Source organism: Nocardioides stalactiti, from assembly GCF_014180715.1.
GTDB classification, from domain to species: Bacteria; Actinomycetota; Actinomycetes; order Propionibacteriales; family Nocardioidaceae; genus Nocardioides; species Nocardioides stalactiti.
On record NZ_JACEFC010000041.1, the window covers coordinates 1 to 10,993 of the forward strand.

9 protein-coding genes are annotated in these 10,993 nt (G+C 71.1%); 7 read left to right on the top strand and 2 right to left on the bottom strand.

Going from position 1 to position 10,993, the window contains the following annotated elements; all coding sequences use genetic code 11:
• The coding region (locus H0487_RS10300; protein ID WP_183094148.1) for a leucyl aminopeptidase family protein at positions 1-1,200 on the bottom strand (1,200 nt) is incomplete at its 3' end.
• An 80-nt stretch (positions 1,201-1,280) separates the two neighbouring features.
• Here H0487_RS10300 and gcvT point away from each other — a divergent pair.
• From gcvT to H0487_RS10335, 7 genes are read left to right on the top strand one after another with little or no spacing between them, the layout of a single operon-like run.
• On the top strand, positions 1,281-2,396 hold the full coding sequence (gene gcvT, locus H0487_RS10305) for a glycine cleavage system aminomethyltransferase GcvT (RefSeq protein ID WP_183094149.1): 1,116 nt from the start codon (positions 1,281-1,283) through the stop codon (positions 2,394-2,396).
• Positions 2,396-2,665 (top strand): hypothetical protein, encoded by a 270-nt coding sequence (locus H0487_RS10310; RefSeq protein WP_183094150.1) that lies wholly within the window; start codon positions 2,396-2,398, stop codon positions 2,663-2,665. Before gcvT ends, H0487_RS10310 begins: the two co-directional genes overlap by 1 nt.
• Before the next feature lie 39 nt (positions 2,666-2,704).
• The gene (locus tag H0487_RS10315) at positions 2,705-3,499 is read left to right on the top strand and encodes a thymidylate synthase (protein WP_183094151.1); all 795 of its coding nucleotides are present in this window, start codon (positions 2,705-2,707) and stop codon (positions 3,497-3,499) included.
• A 7-nt stretch (positions 3,500-3,506) separates the two neighbouring features.
• Positions 3,507-4,004, top strand: coding sequence for a dihydrofolate reductase (locus H0487_RS10320; protein WP_183094152.1), 498 nt, complete (start codon positions 3,507-3,509; stop codon positions 4,002-4,004).
• A 22-nt stretch (positions 4,005-4,026) separates the two neighbouring features.
• A complete protein-coding gene (locus tag H0487_RS10325) occupies positions 4,027-4,971 on the top strand; it encodes an LLM class F420-dependent oxidoreductase (RefSeq protein ID WP_220793278.1) in 945 nt (314 codons plus the stop codon).
• Positions 4,972-4,999: 28 nt separating this feature from the next.
• Positions 5,000-5,887 (top strand): 4-hydroxy-tetrahydrodipicolinate synthase, encoded by an 888-nt coding sequence (gene dapA, locus H0487_RS10330; protein WP_183094153.1) that lies wholly within the window; start codon positions 5,000-5,002, stop codon positions 5,885-5,887.
• Positions 5,884-7,569: a ribonuclease J gene (locus H0487_RS10335; RefSeq protein WP_183094154.1), complete on the top strand. Its 1,686-nt coding sequence runs from the start codon at positions 5,884-5,886 to the stop codon at positions 7,567-7,569. Before dapA ends, H0487_RS10335 begins: the two co-directional genes overlap by 4 nt.
• A 78-nt stretch (positions 7,570-7,647) precedes the next feature.
• On the opposite strand, the gene H0487_RS10340 is transcribed toward H0487_RS10335, so the two are convergent.
• Positions 7,648-10,851, bottom strand: a complete 3,204-nt coding sequence (locus H0487_RS10340) for a M4 family metallopeptidase (protein ID WP_183094155.1) — start codon at positions 10,849-10,851, stop codon at positions 7,648-7,650.
• Positions 10,852-10,993: the final 142 nt, after the last annotated feature.

Here is a 10,993-nt window from a genome sequence, read left to right on the forward strand (position 1 = left end):
CACCTGGGCGACGACGGCGTCGTCGCCCAGGACGCCGCACATCCGGTCACCCAGGGCGAGCGACATGTGGGCCGTGAGCGTCGCGATGTCGACGAGCAGGTCCGGCTTGCGCTCGGCTGCCCTGCCGAGCGCGTCGGCGAGGACCAGGCGTCCCTCGGCGTCGGTGTTGGTGATCTCGACGGTCGTCCCGCCGTAGGTGGTGAGGACGTCGCCGGGCCGGAACGACGCGCCGCCGACCATGTTCTCGGCGAGCGCGGCGACGCCGGTCACCCGGACGGGCAGGCCGAGCCGCGCGATGGTGAGGACGGCCTGCACGACCGCGGCGGCGCCGGCCATGTCCTCCTTCATCGTCGGCATGCTGGCCGCGGGCTTGATGGTGAGACCGCCGGAGTCGAACGTGATGCCCTTGCCGACCAGTGCCAGGTGCACCTTCGCGGCCACGCCCTTGGGGGGCCGGTAGTCGAGCTCGACGAGTCGCGGCGGCGCGGCGGAGCCCGCGCCGACGCCGAGGATGCCGCCGCACCCGAGCTCGGCCAGCCGGACCTCGTCCAGGACGGTCGCCTTGACCCCGGCGACCGGCTTGCAGGCGGGGACGATCTCCTCGGCGAACCGGGCCGGGGTGAGGTCGCCCGGTGGGGTGTTGACCCAGTCCCGGACGCCGATGACGGCGTCGGCCACGAGCTGGGCGTCGTCGAACGCAGCGACGATCTCCTTGCGCCGGGCACCGGGGGAGAGGACGACGATCTCGGCCGGGGCCGAGGGCGAGCCGCTGCTCTTGTAGCGGGTGTAGGTGTAGCCGCCGAGGCGGTAGCCCTCGAGCACCGCCCGGACGAGCTCGGGGGAGTCGGCCGGCAGCGCCATCGCGACGGAGGCGGCGTTGGTGACGGCTCGGGCGGCGGCACCGGCGGCCCGGCGTACGGCGGCCGGGCCGGCGTCGGCGCCCAGGCCGACGAGGACCAGCAGCGGCGAGCCGAGGGTGCCGGAGGTCGGGACCTTGGCGACCTCGCCGGCGCGGCCGGTCAGGCCGAGGGTGGCCAGCAGCGGCGCGAGCTTGCGGCCGTAAGCGGCGGCGACGTCCTCGCCGCCGTCGGCGAGACGGGCCGACCCCGCGCGACCGCCCTCGCCCGGCACCACGCCCACGACCACGGCCTCGGCCCGGGTCTTGGCGGGACTCGCGGTGCGCAGGGCGTAGGACGTCATGGGCCGGAGACTAGTGGCACGCCCCGTGACCGACGACGGGGACGGACGGTCGAGGGACGCGGCTCGGTAGGGTTTGCCGCATGCACGCCACCTCGCCCACGCCCGGGTCCCGATCGCCCCTGCACGACCGGCACGAGGGCCTCGGCGCGAAGTTCGCCGAGTTCGGCGGCTGGGACATGCCGCTCCAGTACTCGGGCATCGTCGAGGAGCACAACGCCGTGCGCTCCGCCGTCGGGATCTTCGACGTCAGCCACCTCGGCAAGGTCCTGGTCCAGGGACCGGGGGCGGCCGCCTTCGTCAACGCCACGCTGAGCAACGACCTCGGTCGGATCGGCCCCGGACGGGCGCAGTACACGCTCTGCCTCGACCCTGAGACCGGCGGCATCATCGACGACATCTTCAGCTACTACCGCGACGACGAGCACGTGCTGCTCGTCCCCAACGCGGCCAACAACGCCGAGGTCTTCGCCCGGCTGGCGGCGGCGGCGCCCGAGGGCGTCGAGGTCATCGACCAGCACGCCGACCACGTCGTCCTCGCCGTCCAGGGCACCCGCTCCGACGACGTCCTCGCCAAGGTCGGCCTGCCGGTCGGCCACGACTACCTGACCTTCGTCGAGGCCGAGCACGACGGCCACACCGTCATCGTGTGTCGCACCGGCTACACCGGCGAGCGGGGCTACGAGCTCATCGCTCCGAGCGCGGCCGGCCCGGCTCTCTGGGACGCCGTGCTGGAGGCCGGAGCCGAGCACGGCATCCTGCCGTGCGGCCTCGGCGCGCGCGACACGCTCCGGACCGAGATGGGTTACCCGCTCCACGGCCAGGACATCGGCCCGACCGTCACCCCCAACGAGGCGCGGCTCGGCTGGGCCGTCGGCTGGAAGAAGCCGGAGTTCTGGGGCCGCGACGCGGTGCTCGCGGAGAAGGAGCGCGGCGCCCGCCGCAAGCTCGTCGGCCTCGTCGCGACCGGACGGGCGATCCCACGCCCCCACATGTCGGTCTCGCTCATCCCCGACGTGCTGCTGGGCGAGGTCACCTCCGGGACGTTCTCGCCGAGCCTCAAGCAGGGCATCGGGATGGCCCTGGTCGCGACGGCCGTCGCCGACGACGCGGAGGTCGGCGTCGACGTCCGCGGCCGGCGTGAGGTCTTCAAGATCGTGAAGCCCCCGTTCGTCGACACCTCGGTGCGGGAGTCCTGATGAACCTTCCCGAGCAGCCCGCCGCCTTCCGTGCACCGACCCCGGCCGAGCGCCCGTGGTGGTGGCGGCTGGAGGACGCCGACGGCGGCGAGGTCGCCCTGTCCGGGGATGCCGCCGAGGAGTACGGCGACCAGCGGTTCGCCAGCCAGGCCGACGCCGAGTCGTGGATCGGCGAGACCTGGGAGGGCCTCAAGGAGGGTGGCGTCGCTCAGGTGACCCTGTTCGAGCTCGACCGGCTCGTCTACGGCCCGATGTCGTTGAGCGCGTGAGCCGACCGACCGTCCCCGCGAGCAACTAGGCTTCGAGTCGTGCAGGCCTACCTCGACCTCGTCCAGCGGATCCTCGACGAGGGTGCCGAGAAGGGCGACCGCACCGGCACGGGCACGCTCAGCGTGTTCGGCCACCAGATGCGGTTCGACCTGACCGAGGGCTTCCCGCTGGTGACGACCAAGAAGATCCACACCCGTTCGGTCTTCGGTGAGCTGCTGTGGTTCCTCCGCGGCGACACCAACGTCAAGTGGCTCCAGGACCGCGGCATCACCATCTGGGACGAGTGGGCCGATGAGAACGGCGACCTCGGGCCGGTCTACGGCGCCCAGTGGCGCTCCTGGCCAGCGCCCGACGGCCGCCACATCGACCAGCTGTCCCAGGTGATCGCCGACATCCGGAGCAACCCCGACAGCCGCCGCCACATCGTCTCGGCGTGGAACCCGGCGGACATCCCGGACATGGCGCTGGCGCCGTGCCACGCGTTCTTCCAGTTCTACGTCGCCGGCGGGCGGCTCAGCTGCCAGCTCTACCAGCGCTCGGCCGACGTGTTCCTCGGGGTGCCGTTCAACATCGCGTCCTACGCGCTGCTCACGCACATGGTCGCCCAGGTGACCGGACTGGAGGTGGGCGACTTCGTCCACACCCTCGGCGACGCCCATCTCTACTCCAACCACCTCGAGCAGGCCCGGCTCCAGCTCACCCGCGAGCCCCGCGCGCTTCCGACACTGGTCCTCGACCCGAGCGTCTCCGAGATCGACGGGTTCGACCTCGAGCACATCAGCGTCGAGGGCTACGACCCGCACCCCGGCATCAAGGCCCCGATCGCCGTATGACCACCCCATGAGCACCCCGGGTGGCAAGACCGTGACGATGGTCGCAGCGGTCGCGGAGAACGGCGTGATCGGCCTCGGTGGCAACATCCCGTGGCACCTCCCCGAGGACTTCGCCCACTTCAAGGCGACCACGGTCGGCACGGTCCTCGTCCTGGGCCGGACCACGCACGAGGGCATCGGCCGGCCGCTGCCCGACCGGACCACCATCGTGCTGACCCGCGACCCGGCGTGGAGCGCCGACGGCGTCCACGTGTGCGCCAGCGTCCCCGAGGCCCTCGCGCTGGCCGACACCCTCGAGGGCGACGTGTCGATCGGCGGCGGCGCGGTGGTCTACGACGCCGCGCTGCCGTATGCCGACGTGCAGGTCATCAGCGAGGTCCACGCGAGCCCCGAGGGCGACACCCACTACCCGCAGTTCAGCCGTTCCAAGTGGCGCGAGGTGGCGCGTGAGCCTCGCGAGGGCTTCGACATCGTCCGCTGGGAGCGGGTCTTCGCCTGCGGTTGATCCACCCTGGGAGGCTCGCCCCATGACGATTGAGCTCCGGGTGATGACCGAGCCCCAGCAGGGTGCGTCGTACGACGACCTCCTCGCGGTCGCGCAGGCCGCCGAGGCCCTGGGCTTCGGCGCGTTCTTCCGCTCCGACCACTACCTGTCGATGTCGGGCGACGGCCTGCCCGGACCGACGGACGCGTGGACGACCCTGGCCGGGCTGGCGCGCGACACCTCCACGATCCGGCTCGGCACGCTGATGACGAGCGCCACCTTCCGCCACCCCGGCGTGCTGGCGATCCAGGTCGCCCAGGTCGATGCGATGAGCGCCGGCCGGGTCGAGCTCGGTATCGGGGCGGGCTGGTTCACCCAGGAGCACACCGCCTACGGGATCCCGTTCCCCGACACCGCGGAGCGGTTCGACCGGCTCGCCGAGCAGCTCGAGGTCGTGACGGGGCTGTGGTCGACGCCGGCGGGGGAGACCTACGACTTCGCGGGTGACCACTACCGCCTCGCGGACTCGCCCGCCCTCCCCAAGCCGGTCCAGGACACCGGGCACCGGGGAGGACCGCCCGTCCTCATCGGCGGCAAGGGTCCCCGCAAGACCCCTGCGCTGACCGCGCGGTACGCCGACGAGTTCAACCTGCCGTTCGTCGACGAGGCGACGACCAGGACGCAGTTCGACCGCGTGCGCGCGGCCTGCGAGAAGATCGGCCGCGACCCCGACGGGCTCACCTGGTCCAACGCGCTGGTGCTGTGCGTCGGCCGGGACGAGAGCGAGGTCGCTCGTCGGGCAGCGGCGATCGGCCGCGACGTGGACGAGCTCCGGGCCAACGGCCTCACCGGGTCGCCACAGGAGGTCGTGGACAAGATCGGCCGGTTCGGGGCCCTCGGGACGCAGCGGATCTACCTCCAGGTCCTCGACCTGGCCGACCTGGAGCACCTGGACCTCGTGGCGACGGAGGTCATGCCGCACGTCTGAGGTGGCGGCGGCGCGATAGCCTGTGCCCATGAGCTCCGCGCCCTTCGGCACCGTGCTGACCGCGATGGTCACACCCTTCCGCGAGGACGGCTCGGTGGACCTCGACGGCGTCCAGCGCGTCGCCCGCCACCTGGTCGACCACGGCCACGACGGACTGGTGGTCTCCGGGACCACCGGCGAGTCCGCGACGACCACCAAGGAGGAGGACGGCGAGGTCCTCGCCGCGGTCAAGGACGCGGTCGGCGACCGGGCCAAGCTCGTCGCCGGCGTCGGCACCAACGACACGAGCACCTCGATCTGGCTCGCCCAGCAGGCCGCCAAGGTGGGCGCCGACGGAGTGCTCCTCGTGACGCCGTACTACAACAAGCCCGGCCAGCGCGGCATCCTCAACCACTTCCGCCAGGTCGTCGACGCCGCCGAGCTCCCCGTGATGCTCTACGACGTCCCCGGTCGCACCGGCAGCCAGATCGCCCTGGAGTCCTTCGAGGTGATGGCCGGCTGGGAGCCGGTCGTCGCGCTCAAGGACGCCGTGGGCGACATGGCGCGCGGCGTGAGGATCAAGGAGATGGGCCTGGCGATCTACTCGGGCGACGACGAGGCCAACCTGGCCTGGCTCGCCCACGGCGCCGTCGGCTTCGTCTCCGTCGCCGGCCACGTGGTCGGCGACCGTCTGCGTGCGATGCACGACGCGTTCCACCACGACCCGTTGGCCGCGCTCGACATCTTCACCGGCATGCTCCCGGCGATCGACGCGATCATGGGCGTTCCCAACTACGGAGCGACGACCGCCAAGGCGTCGCTGGAGATGATCGGCGTGCTCGAGAACCGACGTGTCCGTTCCCCGCTCATCGAGCTCGACGACGAGGAGCTCGCAGCGCTGCGGGTCGGCCTCGAGGCTGCAGGGGTCCTCGCTTGAGTCACCCGCACCCCGAGCTCAGCGCCCCGCCGGAGCTCCCCGAGGGAGGCCTGCGGGTGATCCCGCTGGGCGGCCTCGGCGAGGTCGGCCGCAACATGACGGTCTTCGAGTACGACGGCCGCCTGCTCATCGTCGACTGCGGCGTCCTGTTCCCCGACGAGAGCCACCCGGGCGTCGACCTGATCCTCCCGGACTTCGCACCGATCCGCGACCGCCTCGACGACGTCGAGGCGCTGGTGCTGACCCACGGCCACGAGGACCACATCGGGGCGACGCCGTACCTGCTGCGCGAGCGGGCCGACATCCCGCTCGTCGGTTCCGAGCTGACCCTGGCGCTGGTCAACGGCAAGATCCGGGAGCACCGGATCAAGCAGACCTCGTTCTACAAGGTCAGTGAGGGCGACCGGATCAGCTTCGGCCCGTTCGACCTGGAGTTCGTCGCGGTCAACCACTCGATCCCTGACGCGCTCGCGGTGGCGATCCGGACCGGCGCCGGGCTGGTGCTCCACACCGGCGACTTCAAGATGGACCAGCTCCCGATGGACGGTCGGATCACCGACCTGCGGGCGTTCGCGCGGCTGGGGGAGGAGGGCGTCGACCTCTTCCTCACCGACTCGACCAACGCCGAGGTCCCCGGCTTCACGACCGCGGAGAAGAAGATCACCCCGGTCCTGGACCAGGTCTTCCGCGAGTCCGAGCAGCGGATCATCGTGGCCTGCTTCGCGTCCCACGTGCACCGGGTCCAGCAGATCCTCGACTCCGCGGTGAAGCACGACCGCAAGGTCGCCTACGTCGGTCGGTCGATGGTGCGCAACATGGGCATCGCCCGCGACCTCGGCTACCTCACCGTCCCGCCCGGCGTGATGGTCGACGCCAAGGAGCTGGCGACGCTGCCGCCGGAGCGGCAGGTCCTCATCTCGACCGGCTCGCAGGGCGAGCCGATGAGCGCGCTCGCGCGGATCGCCAACCGGACGCACAACTTCGTCCACCTCGAGGCCGGCGACACCGTCGTGCTCGCGTCGAGCCTGATCCCCGGCAACGAGAACGCGGTCTACCGGGTCATCAACGGACTGTCCCGTTGGGGCGCCCGCGTGGTCCACAAGGGCAACGCCTTGGTCCACGTCAGCGGCCACGCCAGCGCCGGTGAGCTGATCTACTGCTACAACATCGTGCGGCCGCGCAACGTCCTCCCGGTCCACGGGGAGACCCGGCACATGCTCGCCAACGGCGCGCTCGCCAAGGAGACCGGCGTCGAGAACGTCGTCTACGCCGAGGACGGCGTCGTCGTCGACCTCGTCGACGGCGTCGCGTCGGTGACCGGCAAGGTCGACGTGGGCTACGTCTTCGTCGACGGGACGTCGATCGGCGACGTGACCGAGTCCGAGCTCAAGGACCGCCGGATCCTGGGCGAGGAGGGGTTCATCTCGGTGATCGTGGTCGTCGACTCGGTGGCCGGCAAGGTCAGCGCGGGTCCGGAGATCCACGCCCGCGGCCACGCCTGGGACGACTCGATGTTCGAGCCGATCAAGCAGCCGATCATCGACGCGGTCAACCAGGTGCTCTCCGACGGCAACACCGACACCTACCAGCTCCAGCAGACGGTCCGCCGGGTCATCGGTCGCTGGGTGAGCAACGCCCACAAGCGACGTCCGATGATCATCCCGGTGGTCGTCGAGGCCTGATCCGCTCGCAGCACTCCGTACGACGCGAGAACCCCCGCCCTCCTTCCGGAGGGCGGGGGTTCTCTGCGTGGTGCTGGATCAGCGTCGGACGACGGTGATCGTGACGGTGTCGGTGCTGCGCTTGTAGTCCTCGTTGGCACGGAACTTCGCGAACAGCTCGTGGTCACCGATCCCGAAGATCCGGGAGACCCGGATCCGCGCGATCCCGTTGTTGTTCAAGGCATCGCGGCCGAGCTTGAACCCGCCGTTCTTGAGGACGACGACCCCGTGCGGCGTGCTGCCGTCGGCGGCGGTGACCTCGACCTTGATGGTGAACGGGCGACCGCGTTCCACCGTCTTCGGCCCGGTGGCCTCGGAGGTGGTGGCGACCGGGTCGGGCGCGCAGACCTGGACGGCCACGTCGTCGACGTACCAGCCGTCGACGCCGTTGCAGCCGTCGCGGCCCATGTCGAACCGGAAGTTGACCGTGTCGCCGGTGGACGCGATCGCGCTCAGGTCGATGACCGACGTGCCCCACGAGCCGGTGAGCTGACCGCCGTCGGTGCCGGTCCAGGCGGCTTCGCCGCCCATCGGGCCCTGGGTCGGGTCGAGCTCGCCACCCGGCGCATTGAAGAGGTACGCCGTGTCGGGCACGATCTCGAACGCTCCGCCGTTGACGCTGGCCTTGACGTTGCCGCCGTCCCACGTCGCCTCGGTGGCCACGTAGTGGTCGAACGACAGCCGCGGGGACTGGCCCTCCGGGACGGTGATGTCCGGGCTGATCAGACCGTTGCGGCTGGTCAGGTCACCGGGAGCACCACACGCCCCGGCCACCGGGTCGGGACCGAACGCGACGCTGCTGTCGTGCCCGGCGGGACCCTCGTCGGCGGCCTCCCACGGGATGCCCTCGCTGAACGGGAAGCCGAGCTCGACGTCCTGCGTCCAGCCGGCCAGGCCGTCCTCGAAGTCCTCCGACCAGGTGGTCGTGGTGGAGGTGTCGTCGCCACAGCTGAGCGACGGGGCGCCCGGCTGGAGCAGCGGCTGCCACTCGCACTCCTCGGTCGGGTCGAGCCGCAGCTCGGTCTCGGCGATCGCGTCGCTCACCGCGGCACAGTCCGCCTCGGTGGTGCCACCGACGACCAGCTCAGGCTCGACGACCCCGCCGTCGGAGCCGTCGGGGTCGGCCGGGGCGCCGAGCGTGACCCGCTCGATCGACTGGCCCTGCAGCGCCTGGCACGCGGCCTCGAGACCGTCGGCGAGGTCGGGGAAGTACGACGTCGGCGTCAGGAAGTGGGTCTGGGTATACCAGAACAGCCACGCCGCCTTGTCGAGCCCGATCTCGTCGACCTTGCCGTCCAGGCCGTCCACCAGGATCGCGAACGTGCGGTTCACGACGCCCGAGTTGGAGTGCACGCCGCCCGCGTCGTCCTCGGAGCAGTGGTACTCCGCGTCGGACACGGCGCCGGGGTGGCCGTAGCAGTTCGGGTTCCACATGTCGCGGATCGCGCCGCCGAAGCCCGGGTCGGACTCGCCCGACAGCCACCGGTAGGAGTTGTCGGTCGTGGCCGGGACCGCGGCGACGTCGAAGGTCACCGGACCGCCGGCGGTCTTGAACTTCGCACCGTCCTCGACGGTGACCATGACGCCGTAGATGTTCGCCGTGCCCGACATCGAGATCGGGTCGCGGCCGGCGGTGTGGTCGCCGACGACGATGCCGAGCGCGCCGGCGTCCTCGGCGTTGTCGGCCTTGGTGTCGAAGGTGCAGACGCCGCGGTCGACGTAGACCCACTGGCCGGCGATGGCGCCGGCGTTGGTGAACGGGAAGCACCCGTTGCCGGTCGAGTCGTCGGGCGTGCCGTCCGGCAGGGTGCCGGTGCCGTCGACGCCGACGATCGCGGTGCCGGTCACGCCGGCCTGGGTGATGACCGGTCCGAACGACGCCGGAGCGGCGTTGCAGGCGCCGGCGACCCCGGCCGGGTCGGTGATCTCCATGGTGATCAGGGACCGGGTGTACTCCGAGCAGAGACCCTCGGTGCGCTCGATCTTGGCGTCCTGGGTCTCGCCCAGGAAGTTGTCGCGGTCGTTGAGCATGTCGACCGTCTCGCCCCAGATGTCGGAGTAGCCCTCGTTCATCGCGCCGGACTGCCACTGGTAGATGAGCCCGGAGGTGGACTCGGTGTAGGCGTGGCCCCACTCGTGGGCGACGGTGTCGTCACCGGTGACGCCGGTGCAGTAGTTGGTCGAGAAGCCGTTCCAGTTGGCGTTGGGGCAGTTGATGGTCGGGTCGTTGTTGACCGTGTACATCTTGCCGCCGGCGCCGTCCCAGGAGTTGTAGCCGAAGGTGTTGCGGAACATCCAGTACGACTCACCCGCGCCGAGGACCTCGTTGCGCTGGTCCTCGTCCAAGGAGCCGGGGAACGCGTCGCCCTCGGTGTAGACGAGGTCGTAGTTGACGAAGTCGTCGTCCGGGTCGGCGGGGGTGCCGTTGTCGTCGACGTAGCCCTCGTACAGCTCGCGGTCGAGGGCGTGGGCCATCATCGACCAGCGGTTGAGGGGCTTGTTGGTCTCGGCGTCGAGGACGAGGGTCTCGCGGATGGTGCCCTTGTTCCAGACCTCGGCGACCCAGGCCAGGCGGTTCTGGCCGTCGATGCCGCGGGTCGAGCCGGTGCGATAGACCATCAGCTTGATCGAGCGGACGACCAGGCCGCCGCGGAAGCCCGGCGGCGCGTCCTCGTGGCCGCTCGGGCGGGCCTTGACGAGCTGGAGGGCACGGGCCCGCGCCTGCTTCTCGCTGATGCGGGGGGAGGTGGACAGCGACGTGGACACCGGGGTGGCGAAGCCGTTGACCGAGGTGAGGTCGCCCTCGTGGTCGACCTCCGCCTTGAGCTCGGCGCCGAAGACGGGAACGCCCTGGTAGGCCTGGGAGAAGGTGATCGACCAGCCGCCGCGGCCGCCGTAGACCTCGGTCTGCGTCAACTCACTCGGTCGGGCGCCGAACGCGGTCGCGAACCGGTCGAGGTAGCGGGTGGCCTTGTCGATGGCTCCCTTGCGACCTTCGGCGGGGACGCCGGCGAACAGGTCGGGGTTGCCGCCGCGGGCGCGGACGAAGCCGGCCTTGCCCGTGGCCGGGTTCTCGCGCAGCGCCAGCCCGCCGGAGGAGGCCTCGCGCATCCGGTCGACGACGGACGGGTCGGGTTGGGCCGCGGGAGCGGCGGACGCGGTCAGCGCTTGTGGCGCCGCCAGGCCGGCGGCAACGAGGGCGAGGCCGAGCCCGATGCTCCGGCCCCGATTGAGAATCTTCACCGAGTGATCCCTTCGAAAGCATGAATTGCTGGGAGGTGGCGTGGATCGCACGCACCATTCGGCACCTTAGGAGCGTGACCGGGCGGGGTCTAGCCCTGGAGCCGTCGAAGTTCGATACCGATTTGGACAACGACGAGAAGCC

Excerpts from the sequence above, each read along its gene's own strand:
- gcvT (WP_183094149.1), top strand. The coding sequence starts at position 1,281 with ATGCACGCCACCTCGCCCACGCCCGGGTCCCGATCGCCCCTGCACGAC.
- H0487_RS10310 (WP_183094150.1), top strand. The coding sequence starts at position 2,396 with ATGAACCTTCCCGAGCAGCCCGCCGCCTTCCGTGCACCGACCCCGGCC.
- H0487_RS10320 (WP_183094152.1), top strand. The coding sequence starts at position 3,507 with ATGAGCACCCCGGGTGGCAAGACCGTGACGATGGTCGCAGCGGTCGCG.
- H0487_RS10325 (WP_220793278.1), top strand. The coding sequence starts at position 4,027 with ATGACGATTGAGCTCCGGGTGATGACCGAGCCCCAGCAGGGTGCGTCG.
- dapA (WP_183094153.1), top strand. The coding sequence starts at position 5,000 with ATGAGCTCCGCGCCCTTCGGCACCGTGCTGACCGCGATGGTCACACCC.